Raw genomic sequence first — 17,956 nt, forward strand, 5'->3', positions numbered from 1 at the left:
AACTTGGATGGAGATGAAGAGAATCCCGAAAGATTTTTGGCGCAATGAGTCTAAGCCAAAGGTCCATTTTCGGATTCTCTTTTTTTTATGAATTGTAAGCCCTTTTCAAAATTGTCAGGAGGGAGGAATGGAAATCAACCATAGATCATGAAGTTGCTGCTTCTAAAACATAGCATTTGATTTACTGGCAGCTAACAAACAACGCGAATTTTGTAGATTAAACTCGATTTATAGAACCTTAACAAACAATTTATAAATGATTTACTGGAAATTAAATGAAGTAGTTTAAAATATAAGTAAATCAATGAATACAGGTTGCGCGATGTTCATTATTTAATGAATGTTTGTGAGCGAGGGAAATGTTAATGTAAAATTATAGTAAAACTATAAGAATACTAGGTTTATTTTACGGAGAACACATTTTATTAAATACTAGGAGAGTTGGTGAATGGTTTGGCAAAGGTTATGACTGCCAACAGGACTCACGGTCCCATTAAAATCAATAAACTGCAAAACAATATAAAAAGAGTTAAAAGATCTTTAAAGAGAAACTTTATTCTATATTTATTAGTTTTCCCGGTTATTATTTATTTTTTAGTATTTAAATATTTTCCTATGTATGGTGTTCAAATTGCTTTTAAAGAATTTATTGCGACTAAGGGGATCACTGGTAGTGAATGGATCGGAATAGAACATTTCCAAAGATTCTTTAACAGTCATTATTTTTGGAGACTAATTAAAAATACATTAGGTATCGGTGTTTACCAATTAGTGGTTGGCTTTCCGGTGCCAATTATTCTCGCTTTATTAATAAATGAAGTACGCAAAAGTGCATTTAAACGGTTTGTGCAAACTGTTACTTATGCTCCTCATTTTTTGTCTGTCATCGTCTTGGTAGGAATGTTGTTTCTATTTTTATCGCCCACAAATGGAATTGTAAATAAATTAATTGAACTATTTGGAGGAGAGCCTATATTTTTTATGACTGAGGCCAGTTGGTTCAAAACTACATATGTCTTTTCAGGGGTCTGGCAACAAATGGGATGGAGTTCAATTATTTATTTAGCAGCTCTTTCGGCGGTAGATCCCCAACTTCATGACGCAGCTAAAATAGATGGTGCTAGTAGACTTGAAAGAATTTGGTATGTAAACATCCCAGCAATTTTACCAACTATTATAATTTTGCTTATTTTACAGTCGGGCCAAGTTCTAAGTGTTGGTTTTGAGAAAGTGTTTTTAATGCAAAATGACCTAAATATGGAAGCATCAGATGTGATTGCTACCCATATATATAGATCTGGTATTTTAGGGGCGCAATACGACTATTCTACTGCAATTGGTCTGTTTGAGTCTGGCATAAACTTTATCATATTAATTATGGTTAATTATTTTGCAAAGAGAACTAGTTCAACTAGTCTTTGGTAATTAAGAAAGGGTTGATGAAATGGTCAAAGAAAGTTTTGGTGATAGATTATTTGGAGTTTTTGTTTATGGAATCTTATCTATCGTGGCGATTATCGTAATCTATCCACTTATTTATGTTTTAAGTGCTTCCTTTAGTGATCCATCAGCCATTCTAAAAGGAGAAATTTGGCTATTTCCTAAAGGATTTACGTTTGACTCCTATATTAAGGTGTTTCAAAATGACAAAATTTTAATTGGATACAGAAATACAATCTTTTATACCGTATTCGGCGTTATCATTAATTTGTTGCTGTCGATAATGATTGCTTATCCATTGTCGAGAAGGGATTTCGCAGGGAGAAGTCTTATCACCATTTTTCTAGTATTTACCATGTTTTTTAGTGGAGGAATGATCCCTACATACTTATTGATTAAAGATTTAGGAATGTTGAACACAATTTGGGCAGTGATCATCCCAGGAGCTGTTTCAGTTTATAATGTCATCATTATTCGAACATTTTTCCAATCGATTCCCGAAGAATTAAGAGAATCTGCTGAAATAGATGGCTGTACAACCATGCAATATTTAATAAAAATATTGCTCCCTTTATCAAAACCGATTATTGCAGTAATGGTTTTATTCTATGGAGTAGGACATTGGAACGCCTTCTTCGATGCATTGATTTATTTAACAGATCAAAGCAAGTTCCCTCTTCAGCTATTCTTACGGGACATGTTAATAAAAGAGGATATGTCCGATATGGCACAAGTTACAGATGATACGGTGGCTCGCTATTTAATGCAAATTGAAGGCATTAAATATTCAGTCGTGATTGTCGCAAGTTTACCTATGTTAATATTATATCCATTTTTACAAAAGTATTTTGTTAAAGGCGTCATGATCGGTGCATTGAAAGGTTGAGCTTACCATAGAGGAGGGGATGCCAATACTACATAGATGAAGTCTAAAATATAAATGAAGGGGAGAAAGTGGATGAGAAAGAAAAAAATAATCATAATCCTATTAATAGTGTTCACACTCATAATGACAGCATGTGGTAATGATAATGAAAATACAAGCTCAGCTGGAAAAGATGTATCAAAGGAAGATATATTGAATGAATCAGGTTTTCCCATTGTAAAGGAGCCCATCGATTTAACATTCTTTACGGGAAAATCAGGAACCAACGGCGATAAATTTGAAGAAACATTAGTTTGGAGTGAGTATGCAAAGCAATCTGGAATTAATGTCAATTTTGAGTTAGTTCCTTTTGAGAGTTTAACAGAGAAAAGAAACCTTGCCCTAGCCGGTGGTGATTATCCTGATGGATTTTATTCGGCAAGAGTGTCATCTGCAGATTTAGCTAAATATGGCAAACAAGGTGTTTTTATCCCTTTGGATGATTTAATTGATCAATATGCACCCAATTTTAAAAAGATTTTAGAAGAAAATCCTGATGTGAAAAAAGGCTTAACAATGCCTGATGGACATATTTATTCATTTCCTTCCTTCTATGACCCTTCTTTTCTGCCTATGTTGATTGGAACACCTTTGTGGGTTAAAGAAGAATGGATTGAAAAGTTAGATATGGAAGAGCCGACGACACCAGAAGAATTTTATCAGTATTTAAAAGCGGTAAAAGAAACAGATTTAAATGGCAATGGTGAAAAGGATGAAATTCCATTTAGTGCCACAGGGACAGGAGCTCTTCTTGATCAGCTTAAAGGTGCTTGGGGATTAGGGAATCGTGGATTAGGTCATAAACATATTGATATTGACCCAGAAACAAATGAACTTCGTTTCTTCCGTTTGGATGATAAGTATAAAGAATTATTGGAATATGTGAATATGCTTTATACAGAAGATTTAATTGACCCAGAAGTGTTTACTCAAGATAGTACCCAACTTTATGCTAAGGGAGCCGATAATCGCTTAGGAGCAACGATTGTACCTAATCCTAGCACATTAATGAATGATGATAATTTTATTGGGCTAGGAGCCTTAAAGGGGCCGCATGGAGACCAGTTATATACACATTTAAAAGTGCCAATGGTCCATGTAGGAGCGTTTGTCATTACGGATAAAAATCCATACCCAGAAGCTACTGTAAGATGGATTGATCATTTCTTTGGTGAGGAAGGAGCAACCTTCTATTTCATGGGGAAAGAAGGAGAAACCTATGAAAAACTAGAGGATGGAACATTAGAATATACGAAGGATATTACTGATAATCCCGATGGATTAACCCATGACCAAGCTTTAGCGAAAAACTTTACATGGCTTGGTGGAAGTTACCCAGGTTATGTCAAGGCAGATTGGTTTAATGGTTCTGAGACGCTACCAAATTCGTTGGCAGCTGGAGAAAAAGCCAGTCCTTATGTGATCGAGGAACTTTGGAATAGCTTTAACTTTACAGATGAAGAGAACAGATATTTGCAATCTGAAGGTGCTGACCTGCAAACGTATATGGATGAAATGGAAGCGAAGTTTATCACAGGTGAAGAGTCATTTGATGGTTGGGACAAGTATGTTGAGCAAGTGAAGAAAATGGGCTTAGACAATTACATGGAAGTACAAAATGAAGCGTACAAACGATATATGGCAGAGTAAATTAGGAGAAAAAAGTTTGGAACGAAGGACTTGGAACTAAATTGGTCCTCAGTGCAAATAAATCGTTCCGGAAAAATAGTTTCTTTCCGCGGGAGGATTGGTGGGCCCCTAGTGTTAATGACACTTAGGGGGCTCACCAATCCTATTCTTTTGATGTTCAAAGCTTGCTTTTTTGACTAGGTAATATAGAAGTAGAAAACAAAATGCAACAATTAATTTTTTAACCTATTGCAAAATTATCATTCCCAATTAAAACTTACATATTTAACCTGTGTATCTTATAAATGAATAGGAATGTCGACTTATCAACATAATTACACGAAAGTGGATTTTACTCCCTAAAAAAGGTATGATAAGGTCGACAGACATGGTAATACTATGCGTAAGTAAGAGAGGCATTGCACACGAGTGCCTATTAAAGTGTAAAAGTATCAGATGTAGGTTACGGTGGATTTAAAACTTGTTAGGCTGAATCCAGCAATGTTATATAACCGCGATTTTCCATAAAATAGTCAAAGTAAAGCGACAGTCTTTACTTTCTTAGAATGTTTACTTATCGGAGACCTACAAGATATAGGTCAGAACGGAGTGGCGCATATAAATTGCGCCTTTATCTGTTCTTCCTATTAAGGATTTACGCTATTTCTATGAATGGGTGATGAGATTGAAAAGGGCACGAATTATTTATAATCCGACTTCTGGAAGAGAAATTTTCAAACGAAGTCTTGCAGATGTCCTAATGAAGTTAGAAAAAGCAGGTTATGAAGCCTCCTGTCATGCCACAACAGGAGAAGGTGATGCGATTGAAGCGGCAAAAATTGCAGTGGAAAGAGAATATGATGTTGTCATCGCTGCAGGTGGGGATGGAACGATTAATGAGGTAGTGAATGGATTAGCTGAGCAAAAATACCGTCCTAAACTCGGTGTGATTCCAACTGGAACAACGAATGACTTTGCCAGAGCTTTGCATATCCCCCGAGATATTGATGCAGCTGTGGATGTGATCATTCAAAATGATACTATTCCCGTTGATATTGGTCGAATGAATGATCATTATTTCATTAATATAGCTGGAGGAGGCCGTCTGACGGAGCTTACATATGAAGTCCCAAGCCGATTAAAGACTGTCCTTGGACAACTTGCCTACTATTTGAAGGGAATTGAAATGCTTCCGTCTATTCGAGCGGCAGAAGCAACCATTGAATATGATGGGAAACTATTCGAGGGAGAAATCATGCTTTTCTTAGTGGGGCTCACCAATTCTGTTGGAGGCTTTGAAAAGTTGGCACCTGATTCCTCTATTAATGATGGTTTATTTACGTTAATGATATTGAAAAAGACCAATTTGGCTGAGTTTATTAGAATTGCAAGCTTAGCTTTGCGTGGTGAACATATTAATGATCCCAATCTTATTTACACAAAAGCCAATCATATAAAAGTAAAGTCCCCAGTTAAAATGCAATTAAATATTGACGGAGAATATGGTGGCTTGTTACCAGCGGAATTTTCTAATTTATATCGTCATTTGGATGTATTTGTTCCAATCGATCAAATTCGCGACCAAGATAAATTAATAGAATAAATTTTCTGCATTAGCTCTAGACTTTGTCCATATTGGCAATTAAAATGAATGTAGATTTGCAATAAATAAAAAGGGAGAGAAATGCATGAATATTACCATTTGGAATGAAAACAAGCATGAAAAAACCAATCCAAAAGTAGCTGAAATCTACCCAGAAGGCATTCACGGGGCCCTAGCTCAAATGTTTGACGGAACTGAGCATCAAGTGAAAACAGCGACATTAGAACAACCAGAACATGGATTAACGGAAGATGTCTTAAACAATACAGATGTTCTTTTCTGGTGGGGACATATGGCTCATGATGAAGTATCTGATGAGATCGTTGAGCGAGTACATAAAAGGGTTTTAGAAGGAATGGGCTTGGTAGTTTTACATTCAGGGCATTTCTCAAAGATTTTTAAAAAGTTGATGGGTACTTCCTGTGATCTAAAATGGCGTGAAGCAGATGATAGAGAACGTCTTTGGGTTGTAGATCCTACTCATCCGATTGCCGAAGGAATTGGGGAATATTTCGAACTAGAAAAAGAAGAAATGTATGGGGAACATTTTGATATTCCGGCTCCAGATGAACTTGTATTTCTTAGCTGGTTTGAAGGTGGAGAAGTTTTCCGCTCTGGTTGCACATATAAAAGAGGAAACGGAAAAATCTTCTATTTCCGTCCGGGCCATGAAACTTATCCAACATATTATAATAAAGATGTCCAAAGAGTTTTACTCAATGCCGCAAATTGGGTAAAACCAGTTGATCGGGCTTATCCAACATATGGGAATGCAAAACCAATAGAAGAGATCTCTCCTAAAAATAAATGAAACAGAACCACAAGTGTCTAATTGAATGTACCGCTGATTCAATTAGCCTTCAGGACTAAGCACGGAGCCGAGGTCATCTGCGCTATTACCAAAATAATCATGTGACAAAATTTATATAATTTGTGAGAATAGAATAAATACAGAAAGACGAAAAGTGAAATGAGTCGCTCTTCGTCTTTTTCTTTAAGACAGCCCGGTGAATCTATGATTCATCGGTGTTTTTTTGTTGAGACAGATGACCAATGGCAAAAATACCAGCAGCTGAAATGAGAAAACCGGATGAAAGAAGCATCCAGGACATGGTTAGATCCATATTGTCATTGAACCTTTTAGCTCCTACTATATAGCCAGCCGAAAGAATAAATCCTATTGTAAATAAAAAGGCTGGCACACGGTATTTTTTCTGCTTCTCTTGATCACGATTCTTTCGAATATCTTTGATGCCCCAGATAAAAGACAGTATAACTAATAATAAAGAGCCGATAATAAATAGAATACCAAGCAAAATATTTTCTTCCTTTCATACGATTCCTTATTTCCATTGTAACAATCTTTAGCAACCAAAGGGAAGTTTCGGGAAAAAAGCACTAATTGGGGATAATTTCAAAAAAAGATATTGTAAAAAAATCTAAATATGGTATATTACTAATTGAGAATGAATATCATTATCTAAAAGTAATTAGAAAGTGGTGAAAGATTTTATTTTTTTATGATATAATGATAATGGTTATCAATTGAGAAATATACATAATCTAATAGAAGAGGTGTAATGATGAAGAAGCTAAGTTTTATTTTTGCTATTCTATTTGTCACAGCAGTATTGGCTGCTTGTGGATCTGATACAAAGGATAATGAGCAAGCAAATGAAGGAAACGGAAATGATAATGAACAACAGGAAGAAACATTAACGATTAAACACCAGCTAGATGAAACTGAGGTTCAAAAGAATCCAGAAAAAGTAGTTGTCTTTGATTTTGGCGCTCTTGATACTTTAGATGCTTTAGGAGTTGAAGGAGTTGTTGGTCTTCCAAAAATGAATGTTCCTAACTATTTGTCAAAATATGAGGGTGACGAATATGAGAATGTTGGAAGTCTAAAGGAACCAGATTTTGAAAAAATCAACTCATTGAAGCCTGATCTAATCTTGATCTCAGGAAGACAGTCAGATCTTTATGAGGATTTTAAGGAAATTGCTCCAACCATTTACGTTGGCTTAGATACATCTAAATATATGGAGTCTTTTAAAGAGAATGTAAACACATTGGCTGAGATCTTTGGTAAAGAAGACGTAGCTAAAACAGAATTAGAAAAAATTGATGAGAAAATTGCAGCCCTACATGAAAAAGCAAGCAATGATGATGGTAAATCTCTAGTGATTTTGGCGAATGAAGGTAAGATGAGTGCCTACGGACCAAGTTCTCGTTTCGGAATTATTCATGATGTGTTTGGGTTTGCTCCAGTGGACGAAGGGATTGAAGCTTCTACTCACGGACAAAACGTATCATTCGAATATGTGCTTGAACAAAATCCAGATTACTTATTTGTCATTGACCGCGGAACAGCTATTGGTGGCGAATCAAGTTCAAAACAATTAGTTGAGAATGAGTTAATTCAAAAAACAGATGCTTTTAAAAATGATAAAATTGTTTACTTAGATCCTGAAAATTGGTATCTGTCTGGTGGAGGCTTAGAATCTGTATCTGCAATGGCAGATGAGGTAGAAGTTGTGCTAGAATAGAGATAAACAAAAGACTGTATTTAAAGCGATGATTGGCTTTAGATGCAGTCTTTTTAAATAGGAAGAAACCTTTAACAGGCTAAGAAAACAGAAAAAAACAGATGATCTTAATGGGAAAGTTTATACGTAAACGAAAATGAGTGGAAAGGAATGGAATCTTCGTGTTATCGAAATGGTTAAAAGAATCTAATTACACAGTCGTTTTAACAGGAGCGGGAATGTCAACGGAAAGTGGGTTACCTGATTTCCGTTCTTCCGGGAAAGGTCTCTGGACAAAGAAAGACCCTAGTCAAATTGCTACTACAGAAGCACTCAATCAAAATGTTGAGGAGTTTTTTCAGTTTTACCGTCATCGGGTATTGGGATTGAATGAAGCAAAATATCATCGGGGACACGAAATTCTGGCAAATTGGGAAAGAGAGGGACGAATTCAAAGCATTATTACCCAAAATATCGATGGCTTTCATACAGATGCAGGCAGTAAAAATGTGATTGAATTACATGGTACAATGAAAAAAGTGCATTGTCAGACATGTGGACGTGAGTACGGAAATGAACGATATGCGAATGAGCAATTTATTTGTGACTGCGGTGGGAAATTACGTCCATCTGTTGTCCTATTTGGTGAAATGTTACCAGAAGATGCACTCATTCAGGCGACAGAAGAAAGTGAAAAGGCTGATCTATTCATCGTTCTTGGTTCCTCATTAAGTGTCACACCAGCCAACCAATTCCCGCTAATCGCTAAACAACATGGAGCAAAGCTCGTTATTATGAATCTTGAACCCACTGAATTGGATGTTTATGCTGACTTAGTCATTCATAAGCGTAAAATCGGAGCGGTGTTGACAGAAATGGAAACGTTCCTCGATACATGATATATAATTTGACCATGATCACCCTTTCGATTACCATAAAGGCGTTTATAACGCAGCAGTTTCAGCAGCTTATTAAGTCCAAGAAACCATGTATATTTTTTTAACAGAATTCGTATTTTGATAAGATTTATCTTTTAAAATAAAAATAAATCCCTCTGCCTGTGTTTTTTGGCAGAGGGACCCAGTAGTTCAATAAGAAATGGTTTATTTCACGCCTTCTGTCCATTCCGCAATCAGATCTGGATGGTTATCCATAAATTGTCGGACAACCTCTTCTGGATCCTGATCTTCATTAAAAATGGGTGCCATTAGTTCTTCCGCAATCAGATCTGGATCTTCTGTATATTGTTCTAATATCTTATAAGCGGCTGGCGCATCTTTCTCAAATCCTTTACGAGCGACCGTGTAAATTTGATCACCATCTCCATATACCCCTTCAGGATCGTCTAACATTTTCAAATCCCAGACACCAAAGGCCCAATGCGGGGTCCATAATGTAACGACAATTGGCTCTTTTTTATCATATTTAGTTTTTAGTTCCGCCAACATCGCGGATTCAGAACTGGAGGATAGAACCCAGTCATCTTTAAGATTATATTCATCCATTGCGATCTCTGTATTTGACATTAATCCAGCCCCGGGATCAATTCCAGTAATCTTCCAGTCGACAGAATCACCTAACTCTTTATTGTTTTGCAAATCCTCTATGGAATTCACATCTTCCATGTAACTTGGAACAGACAAGGCATTTATTGTTTGTTCATCGTTCATCTTCACTTTTACCACATCTTTACCATATTTTTTCTCATATTCACTGTGAATGACTGGTAATGAAGCACCAGTAAAGAAATCAGCAGAGCCGTCGGCAACACTTGACCACATGGGACCAGCCTCCACTTGTTTCAACTCCACATTATACCCAACATCTTCGAGAACAGCGGCGTACAAATAACTTACAGGTAGTTCTCGTGCCCAAGCCACATAAGGAACGGTTAGATCCTTTTGGCCTAATTCGATGCCGTCGTTATCCTTTGAATCTGTGTTATTCGCAGAATCATTTGCCTTCTCCGTATTACCACCACATGCCGCAAGCAACATGGAAAGGGTGAAAGCAACTATTATACTCACAACTTTGAATTTTCCCTTCATAAAATAATTCATCCTCCTAAATTATTTGTCTATCTTTCAAGTTAGGTGTTTCTATAAACAAAAGGGCCCCTCTATCATGTCTGTAGAGGGACCCTTTTTCTCTAACCAATGAGAAACTCTATAAAACGTTTATTTCACACCTTCAGTCCATTGTTCAACAAGGTCAGGATGATCTTCCATAAACTGTTGAGCAACATCTGCAGGATCTTTATCTTCATCAAAGACTGGTGGCATTAGTTCTTCTACCATTTCATAGTCTTCAGTATATTGTTCTAACACCTTGTAAGCTGCTGGAGCATCTTCTTCTAATCCTTTACGGGCTACGATATAGATTTGATCTCCATCTCCTCCGTAAACCTCCTTAGGATCCTCTAGCATTTTCATGTCCATTACACCGAACACCCAGTGTGGTTTCCAAAGGGGAACGACAATTGGTTCTTCCTTATCATAGGCAGATCTCAATTCAGCAATCATTGCTGCTTCAGAACTTGTCACTAGATTCCAATTATCCAAACCGTATTCTTCCATTGCCGTTTCGGTATTTTGCATAATACCGGCACCAGCATCAATACCAGTAATCTTCCAATCTACTGACTTACCAAGTTCTTCGTTGTCTTTTAAGTCTTCAATTGAATTGACATCTTCCATATAGCTCGGCACGGCAAGTGCTAGTGGTGCTTTATCAAGTACTTGATTTACTTTTACCAAGTCATCTTCATATTGTTCCCAATAACTTGCATGTGTCGCGGGTAACCAAGCAGATGCCATGAAATCGGCAGAACCATCAGCCACACTTGACCACATTGGTCCAGCTTCGACTTGCTTCACATCTACATTGTATCCAACATCTTCAAGAACAGCAGCCAACAAATAGCTAACAGGAGTTTCCCTTGCCCATGCTACGTATGGTAGGGTTAAATCCTTCTGCCCTAGCTCAACGCCACCACTTGTTTTTTCTCCAGAAGATCCGTTATCATTCGTAGATTCATCATTAGAATCATTTCCACATGCTGCTAACAACATGGATAACGAAAGTGCCACTAAACCTATGAGATAAAATCTCTTTTTCATAATGTAAAATCCCCCTAAAATTTAATTATATCTGCAACTCATAAATGAGGTTATGCCTGTTTTTTGTTAACTCCTTGAGTGATTCGATCAAGTATCATGGCAATAATAACTAATGCCAATCCACCTTCGAATCCTAGCCCAATTTTAATTTGTGTTACCGATCGATAGACAATTTCTCCAAGACCCGGTGCACCCACAAGCGAGGCAGTGACAACCATCGAGAGTGATAGCATGATCGTCTGGTTCACTCCTGCCATCATAGTAGGCATGGCCAGTGGAATTTGTACTTTCCCAAGTCTTTGGGCCGTTGTTGAACCAAATGCGTTAGCAGCCTCTATTAGTTCTCCGTCTACTTGGCGAATTCCCAGGTTGGTCATTCTTACTGTTGGTGGCATCGAAAAAATGATCGTTGCGATGACCCCGGGAACCATACCAATACCAAAGAAAACAACAGATGGAATCAAGTAAACGAATGCCGGCATGGTCTGCATAAAATCAAGAATCGGTGTGATTATAGATTGGACAGAATCTTTTTGCGACATCCAAATACCAATTGGGACACCAATGATGATGGAAAATAAAACCGATATAATGATCAGTGATAATGTATCGAGCGTCTCAGACCAATACCCGAGATTATTTATTAAAGCGAGCCCAATAAGTGAGAAGAGTCCCGTTTTCCAGCCTGCGACTCGCCAAGCAATGAGAGAGATTATGGCAAGGAGTATATAAGGTGATCCGGGAATATCACCAATAGATAATAGCCACACAAGTCCATCGGTCACACTTTTAATCCCACTAGAAATTCCATCAAAGATTACTCCTAAATTATCGGTCAAAAATTTAACAAAAGTCTCAATCCATTCTTTTAATGGAAGCTTTGGAAAAAGTTGATCTGACATTATGAGATCACCCCATTTCCATTAATAACATCTTCATTTCCTGCCATTGCTCCCATGACCGCACCTTTCACAACAATGCCTTGTAAACGACCTTGATCATCGACAACAGCTAATGGTACATTCGCTGAAAACATTGATTCAAACAAATCGTTTAAGAATGTATCCTTACTTACGGTCGGGACATCTTTTGTCATGACCTCTTCAATCGATTTCTTTTCTTTAATGGCATCTGATGCTTGATTTGCTGTCACATAACCTAACAGCATTCTTTTCTTATCCATCACATATATTGTTGAAATACCTTGATCACGCATCATTTGTAATGCTACACGTGGACCTTTATCAGGGGTGACACTCTCAGCGCGTTTCATAATATGTCCAGCAGTCAATACTTTAGATAGATCAACATCCTCAACAAATCTTTCTACATAATCATTTGCTGGATCCATCAATATCTCTTCTGCTGTGCCAATTTGCACAATGACCCCGTCTCTCATTAGAGCGATCCGATCACCAATACGCAATGCTTCATTCAAGTCATGAGTGATGAAAATAATCGTTTTTCCCACAGATTCATGTAAATCAAGTAGCTCATCTTGCATATCTTTACGAATTAGCGGATCAAGTGCACTAAATGCCTCATCCATTAATAAAATATCAGGATCATTTGCAAGGGCTCTTGCTAATCCGACCCGTTGCTGCATACCACCGGAAAGTTCATTTGGGTATTTATCCGTATAGCCGCCAAGGCCGACTAAATTTAGTGATTCTCGTGCCTTTTGAGCGCGTTCTTCCTTATCGACACCTTGTATCTCTAGACCATATTCAGTGTTTTGTTGGATTGTTTTGTGAGGTAGTAAAGCAAATTTTTGAAATACCATACTTATTTTTTTTCGGCGGATTTCGCGTAGTTGCTCTTTATTCATCTTGGCAATATCCTTACCATCAATCCAAATATTGCCAGATGTTGGTTCAATCAATCTATTCAATAATCTAATCAGGGTAGACTTTCCACTTCCAGATAAACCCATGATGACAAATACTTCCCCTGAATTAACTTCAAACGAAGCCTGATTAACCCCAACGGTCATTCCAGTTTCCTGTAAAATCTCATCTTTTGTTTTGTTTTCTTCCAGTAGTTGAATGGCACGCTTTGGATGTTTACCAAAGACCTTTGTCAACTTTTCTACTTTAATTTCTATATTTTTTTCCCCCATGCTTTTCCTCCTTCGGTTACCTTTACAATGTTACGGAATGATGACAGAAAGCACAAAGAGCATATACCTCTTTATTCTGTTAGTTTCGTATGTACAGAATAAACTGTACAGATTAAACAAGGGGTTTTCTTAAACATCCTCTCATTTCCTCCCGTTTCCTAATACGTGCGAATCTTTACTTTAGGGTTATGGGTATAATAAAGTAGAGACATTAGGGCTTTTTTGTTAATATAGATAAGGCTTGAGTCAATTTCATCATTGCTTATTAACGATCAATACACGAACGTTGTTGTTAGAGGAGATTGAATTGTTAGTCAATGTATTTCCTTAACTTTGTTGATTGGAGCGGAAGGTGGCGACCCTTGGGGGATTAGCGTGACAGGTGAGATCCCACAGGAGCACATAGCGACGAGGAAGCTCACCGCACGCCCCCTGGAAAGCGTCCGGCTGAAGCGTAAATCAACGTTGCTCGGATTTGAATGCTACAATCTCTATTATGAAATTGATTCGCTTATGTAATTTTTTCTTCTATAATAAATTGAAAAATTTTTATAATTATAATGATTATTTAGGATGTGAATGAGTTGGAAGATATGGAACAACTTAATAAAGCGCGAGAGAGAATTATTGAGACCATCGCCCAGAACATCCATTTATATGGACTAACCCCATCAGCCGGTAGACTCTACGGTATGATGTTTTTTCAGCGCAAGCCCATTACCCTTGATGAAATGAAAGAAGAATTGGGGATGAGTAAGACGAGCATGAGTACCACTGTAAGAGCATTATCAGATTTAAAAATGGTCGAGCGGGTTTGGAAAAAAGGTGTAAGAAAAGATTTATATCAAGTGGAAGAAGATTGGTATCAAAGTTTCATTGATCTGTTTTCAACAAAATGGATGGGAGCCATTTCAGTCCACAAAATTGCAATTAAAAAGTCGATTAAGGAATTAAAAAACTTACTTGAAGACGAACACACGAGTGAAGATGTGTTAGAATTAGCAAGGGTAGATATTGAGAAATTAGATTATATTTATGCGTATTATGAATGGTTAGAAAGAGTCGTGGAATCTTTCGAAGACCATGAGATATTTGATTTCGTCCCCAAGAAAAAAGAGTAACGGGTTGGTGGAGTTATATGTATAGCAAGGCGTTGGTAGATGATATTAGAAGTCAAGCGATGTATATTGACTATTCTGGAGTGATCCCTGAGGGGTTACTCCAATGGCTATATGAGGAGAAATTATTTAAATTATTTATCCCAGAAGCATTAGGCGGAAGAATGCTAGATTTACCAGCTGCCTTGCGGGTATTCCAATCAGTAGCGGAAATGGAAGGGAATTTAGGCTGGCTTACAGCAATTGGTTCAGGTGGTGGAATGTTTATTCCGAATATCGAAAGATCATTAGCTGAACAATTGTTTAAAGATGAGAAAGCAGTCATTGCAGGGAGTGGCTATCCTAATGGCTCAGCAAGGAAAATTGATGGAGGCTACATCGTAAGTGGTGAGTGGAAATATTGCAGTGGTTCTCCTTTTGCTTCCTTTTATACAGCGAATAGTAGAACAGAAGAGGGAGAAGTACGCAGCTTTATTTTTATGCCCCATCAAGTAGAAATTATCGAAGATTGGAATGCGTTAGGCTTGCGAGGAACAGGCAGCCATACAATCAGAGTAAGAAATGCTTTAATATCGGATGAATATACTTTCCAATTGGATGTTTCACAAAATGAATATGCTGGACCTGTTCATAGCTTTGCTTTTCTGCCATTTTCTCAAGCCTCGTTTATGGCGGTTTGTTTAGGGATAACGAAGCACTTTTACCAAGAAGCGAGACAGATTGTGAAAAGAAGAATGAAAAGCGATGACAAAAGATTTCACTCTGTTGATCAACTTCTAGCTGAACAAGAGGCTATTTTTCAGCAAAAAGTAGATACATTTTATACGGAAATTGAGGAGTTATGGAATCTTCATATAAATGAGAATACTCTTTCTGAAACAGCAATTAATCGATTCAGTACAATCTGTAAAGCTGATTTGCAACAAGTGATTCAAGAGGTTGATACCCTTATGCGCTATTTAGGGATGGAAGCGATTATGGAAACTTCCTCCTTAAACAAAATTTGGCGAGATTTACATACAGCAAGTCAACATGCATTTATTACTCCATTGTGATAGTTATCGCTACCATTTTATAAGCTAATCTTATAAGATGGTAGTGAAAGCACTTTTACATGAAGAGGAGTGGCAAATTTGATTAAAGTCGCATTACTAAGTAGATGGCATGTGCATGCAGATGATTACGCAAACAGTGCAAAACAAAATCCTGATTTATCGATTGAGCTAATATGGGATGAAGAAAGAGCACGTGGAGAAGAGTGGGCTAAAGAATTAAATGTCCCTTTTCAGGAAGATCTTGATAAGGTATTATCGAATCCTAATATCGATGCAGTAATTGTCAGCACACCTACGAATTTACATAAAGATGTTATTGTGGCAGCTGCTAAAAACAAGAAACATATTTTCACTGAAAAGGTACTAGCCTTTACTGTGAAAGATTGTGAGGAAATCTATCAAGCAGTGGAAGAAAATAATGTGAAATTAATGTTATCTCTTCCGCGTTTAACAGAGAACTATTATCTATACGCTCAAGAAGCTTTAGATTCTGGTAAACTAGGAAAACTTACGACGATCCGTTGTCGACTTGCCCACAATGGTGGTGTTGGACAAAATGGAGCCAAAACGGGTTGGCTACCAGAGCGCTTTTTTAATAAAGAACAAGCTGGTGGCGGGGCTTTAATGGACCTCGGTGCCCATCCGATTTACTTAACAAATCGCCTAGCCGGACCAGCGAAAGCGGTGCAAGCGCAATTGCAAAAATCGAATGTGTTTGAAGTAGATGATAATGCAGCTGTTTTGGTTGAATATGAATCTGGTGCCATTGGCCTTATTGAATCTGGTTTTACATCCTATGGAAGTCCTTTCCAATTGGAATTGTACGGTACTGAAGGTGTCTTAATGATTGAAGAAGGAAATGTCCGTATTCAAAGTAGCCATTTATCCGAACAAGGATGGCAAACACCGGAATTACCGAAAGCCTTGCCAATGCCAATGCAGCAATGGACATCGGCGATTTTACAAGGCACAACACCAACGATCACAAAAGAAGATGTGCTTGCCCTAACAGCTGTAAACGAAAAGGCAGCACAATCACAAGTAGAAAATAAAAAAATCAATATGTAACAAGAAAAGCGGAAGCGCCTGTTCAGCGACGTACAAATTTAAAGACTTCTGACGAGATAAAGGAAACACGGCGAAGGATGAGCCGATGTTGACTTATCGTAGGAAGAAGCCGTAAATTTGCTAGTCGCTAGGCGCTGTAGCTGGACAAAGAAAAGCGGAAGCGCCTGTTCAGCGACGTACAAATTTAAAGACTTTGGGAAGACCTTCTTTTAGAACAACTAAAAGGAGGTCTTTTATCATGTTGGAAGCCAATCATATGTTGTCCCCCCTTATTCATATATATAGGCTAAGGGATTATTCCAGAAAAAGGGGATGAGCATAAGTGGCGATTCTTGTGACAGGTGGTGCCGGGTTTATTGGTTGTCATACGTGTATTGAATTATTGCAGGCAGGTTATGAAGTAATCGTAATCGATAATTTTAGTAATAGTTACCCAGAATCCTTAAATAGGGTGATGGATTTAACGGAACAAAAAATCCGTATATACGATATTGATTTATTGGATAAATCAAGCTTAGATACAGTGTTTATTGAAAACAATATTGAGGCCGTTATCCATTTCGCCGGGTTAAAGGCTGTGGGAGAGTCTGTTGCATTTCCGCTTACTTACTATCAGACAAATATTATGAGCACTATTTATTTATGCGAAACGATGAAAAAGCATCATGTGAAAAATTTGGTGTTCAGTTCTTCTGCAACTGTCTATGGAAATACAGAAAAGGTTCCGATAAGTGAAGAGGTAAGACTATCAGCAATGAATCCATATGGACGAACAAAAATAATGATTGAACAGATCTTAAAAGATCTTTATCAATCTGACCCAAGCTGGGGTATGGCACTTTTACGATATTTTAATCCGATTGGTGCACATCCAAGTGGGGAAATCGGTGAAAATCCAAACGGAATTCCTAATAATCTAATGCCATATATTACCCAAGTGGCAATTGGATTACGTGAAGAATTAATGATTTTTGGAAATGATTATCCAACCAAAGATGGGACAGGGATTCGTGATTATATTCATGTGGTTGATTTAGCTAAGGGGCATGTAAAGGCATTAGAAAAAGCGCTAACCAAGACAGGGATCGAAGCTTATAATTTAGGAACAGGGAAAGGATATAGTGTATTGGAAGTAGTTGCTGCATTTGAAGCAGCCTCCGGAAAAGTAATCCCTTATAAAATAGTGGATCGAAGGCCTGGAGATGTGGCGATCAGCTTAGCTAAGGTAACGAAAGCAAAAAGAGAGTTTGACTGGATCGCTACGAGAGGTATTGAAGAAATGTGCCGTGATGCTTGGAATTGGCAAACGAAAAATCCGCAAGGCTATAAATTGATGGAGTAGGGAAGTTTTT

16 protein-coding genes are annotated in these 17,956 nt (G+C 37.6%); 11 read left to right on the top strand and 5 right to left on the bottom strand.

The annotated features are described in order from the left end of the window. Positions 1-465 precede the first annotated feature (465 nt). The 5 genes from J2Z23_RS18040 to J2Z23_RS18060 all read left to right on the top strand — a co-directional run bounded on the left by J2Z23_RS18040 (position 466) and on the right by J2Z23_RS18060 (position 6,408). Positions 466-1,425, top strand: coding sequence for an ABC transporter permease (locus tag J2Z23_RS18040; RefSeq protein ID WP_082881328.1), 960 nt, complete (start codon positions 466-468; stop codon positions 1,423-1,425). Positions 1,426-1,444: 19 nt separating this feature from the next. Beyond that, a complete protein-coding gene (locus J2Z23_RS18045; RefSeq protein WP_057985428.1) occupies positions 1,445-2,326 on the top strand; it encodes a carbohydrate ABC transporter permease in 882 nt (293 codons plus the stop codon). 72 nt (positions 2,327-2,398) lie between these two features. Continuing rightward, entirely contained in the window at positions 2,399-4,015 is a 1,617-nt protein-coding gene (locus J2Z23_RS18050) for an extracellular solute-binding protein (RefSeq protein ID WP_057985430.1), read from the top strand. 664 nt (positions 4,016-4,679) lie between these two features. Next, positions 4,680-5,597, top strand: coding sequence for a diacylglycerol kinase (locus J2Z23_RS18055; RefSeq protein ID WP_057985432.1), 918 nt, complete (start codon positions 4,680-4,682; stop codon positions 5,595-5,597). 85 nt (positions 5,598-5,682) lie between these two features. Next, positions 5,683-6,408, top strand: a complete 726-nt coding sequence (locus J2Z23_RS18060; protein WP_057985434.1) for a ThuA domain-containing protein — start codon at positions 5,683-5,685, stop codon at positions 6,406-6,408. 202 nt (positions 6,409-6,610) lie between these two features. Here J2Z23_RS18060 and J2Z23_RS18065 read toward each other — a convergent pair whose 3' ends face one another. Continuing rightward, on the bottom strand, positions 6,611-6,913 hold the full coding sequence (locus J2Z23_RS18065; RefSeq protein ID WP_057985436.1) for a hypothetical protein: 303 nt from the start codon (positions 6,911-6,913) through the stop codon (positions 6,611-6,613). A 267-nt stretch (positions 6,914-7,180) separates the two neighbouring features. Here J2Z23_RS18065 and J2Z23_RS18070 point away from each other — a divergent pair, with 267 nt between their 5' ends. Beyond that, a complete protein-coding gene (locus J2Z23_RS18070) occupies positions 7,181-8,146 on the top strand; it encodes a siderophore ABC transporter substrate-binding protein (RefSeq protein WP_057985439.1) in 966 nt (321 codons plus the stop codon). A 161-nt stretch (positions 8,147-8,307) separates the two neighbouring features. After that, a complete protein-coding gene (locus J2Z23_RS18075; protein ID WP_057985441.1) occupies positions 8,308-9,024 on the top strand; it encodes an NAD-dependent deacylase in 717 nt (238 codons plus the stop codon). Between the two features lie 204 nt (positions 9,025-9,228). On the opposite strand, the gene J2Z23_RS18080 is transcribed toward J2Z23_RS18075, so the two are convergent. The 4 genes from J2Z23_RS18080 to J2Z23_RS18095 all read right to left on the bottom strand — a co-directional run bounded on the left by J2Z23_RS18080 (position 9,229) and on the right by J2Z23_RS18095 (position 13,363). Beyond that, on the bottom strand, positions 9,229-10,173 hold the full coding sequence (locus tag J2Z23_RS18080; protein WP_064468151.1) for a glycine betaine ABC transporter substrate-binding protein: 945 nt from the start codon (positions 10,171-10,173) through the stop codon (positions 9,229-9,231). A 129-nt stretch (positions 10,174-10,302) separates the two neighbouring features. Beyond that, on the bottom strand, positions 10,303-11,244 hold the full coding sequence (locus J2Z23_RS18085) for a glycine betaine ABC transporter substrate-binding protein (protein ID WP_057985445.1): 942 nt from the start codon (positions 11,242-11,244) through the stop codon (positions 10,303-10,305). Between the two features lie 50 nt (positions 11,245-11,294). Further along, positions 11,295-12,146, bottom strand: a complete 852-nt coding sequence (locus tag J2Z23_RS18090) for an ABC transporter permease (protein ID WP_057985447.1) — start codon at positions 12,144-12,146, stop codon at positions 11,295-11,297. Then, entirely contained in the window at positions 12,146-13,363 is a 1,218-nt protein-coding gene (locus J2Z23_RS18095; RefSeq protein WP_057985449.1) for a quaternary amine ABC transporter ATP-binding protein, read from the bottom strand. Before J2Z23_RS18095 ends, J2Z23_RS18090 begins: the two co-directional genes overlap by 1 nt. 593 nt (positions 13,364-13,956) lie before the next feature. Between J2Z23_RS18095 and J2Z23_RS18100 the strand changes: the two genes are divergently transcribed. From J2Z23_RS18100 to galE, 4 genes are all read left to right on the top strand, one after another. After that, complete coding sequence (locus J2Z23_RS18100) at positions 13,957-14,484, top strand: GbsR/MarR family transcriptional regulator (RefSeq protein ID WP_057985469.1); 528 nt, start codon at positions 13,957-13,959, stop codon at positions 14,482-14,484. A gap of 17 nt (positions 14,485-14,501) precedes the next feature. Continuing rightward, positions 14,502-15,536 (top strand): acyl-CoA dehydrogenase family protein, encoded by a 1,035-nt coding sequence (locus tag J2Z23_RS18105; RefSeq protein WP_057985450.1) that lies wholly within the window; start codon positions 14,502-14,504, stop codon positions 15,534-15,536. A 78-nt stretch (positions 15,537-15,614) separates the two neighbouring features. Beyond that, positions 15,615-16,604, top strand: coding sequence for a Gfo/Idh/MocA family protein (locus J2Z23_RS18110; protein ID WP_057985452.1), 990 nt, complete (start codon positions 15,615-15,617; stop codon positions 16,602-16,604). 322 nt (positions 16,605-16,926) lie between these two features. Further along, a complete protein-coding gene (gene galE / locus J2Z23_RS18115) occupies positions 16,927-17,946 on the top strand; it encodes a UDP-glucose 4-epimerase GalE (RefSeq protein WP_057987612.1) in 1,020 nt (339 codons plus the stop codon). Positions 17,947-17,956: the final 10 nt, after the last annotated feature.

Origin of the sequence: Lederbergia galactosidilytica (assembly GCF_017873565.1) — a bacterium.
GTDB lineage: Bacteria > Bacillota > Bacilli > Bacillales > Bacillaceae_C > Lederbergia > Lederbergia galactosidilytica.

Excerpts from the sequence above, each read along its gene's own strand:
- J2Z23_RS18040 (WP_082881328.1), top strand. The coding sequence starts at position 466 with ATGACTGCCAACAGGACTCACGGTCCCATTAAAATCAATAAACTGCAA.
- J2Z23_RS18045 (WP_057985428.1), top strand. The coding sequence starts at position 1,445 with ATGGTCAAAGAAAGTTTTGGTGATAGATTATTTGGAGTTTTTGTTTAT.
- J2Z23_RS18050 (WP_057985430.1), top strand. The coding sequence starts at position 2,399 with ATGAGAAAGAAAAAAATAATCATAATCCTATTAATAGTGTTCACACTC.
- J2Z23_RS18060 (WP_057985434.1), top strand. The coding sequence starts at position 5,683 with ATGAATATTACCATTTGGAATGAAAACAAGCATGAAAAAACCAATCCA.
- J2Z23_RS18070 (WP_057985439.1), top strand. The coding sequence starts at position 7,181 with ATGAAGAAGCTAAGTTTTATTTTTGCTATTCTATTTGTCACAGCAGTA.
- J2Z23_RS18080 (WP_064468151.1), bottom strand. The coding sequence starts at position 10,173 with ATGAAGGGAAAATTCAAAGTTGTGAGTATAATAGTTGCTTTCACCCTT.
- J2Z23_RS18085 (WP_057985445.1), bottom strand. The coding sequence starts at position 11,244 with ATGAAAAAGAGATTTTATCTCATAGGTTTAGTGGCACTTTCGTTATCC.
- J2Z23_RS18090 (WP_057985447.1), bottom strand. The coding sequence starts at position 12,146 with ATGTCAGATCAACTTTTTCCAAAGCTTCCATTAAAAGAATGGATTGAG.
- J2Z23_RS18095 (WP_057985449.1), bottom strand. The coding sequence starts at position 13,363 with ATGGGGGAAAAAAATATAGAAATTAAAGTAGAAAAGTTGACAAAGGTC.
- J2Z23_RS18100 (WP_057985469.1), top strand. The coding sequence starts at position 13,957 with ATGGAACAACTTAATAAAGCGCGAGAGAGAATTATTGAGACCATCGCC.
- J2Z23_RS18105 (WP_057985450.1), top strand. The coding sequence starts at position 14,502 with ATGTATAGCAAGGCGTTGGTAGATGATATTAGAAGTCAAGCGATGTAT.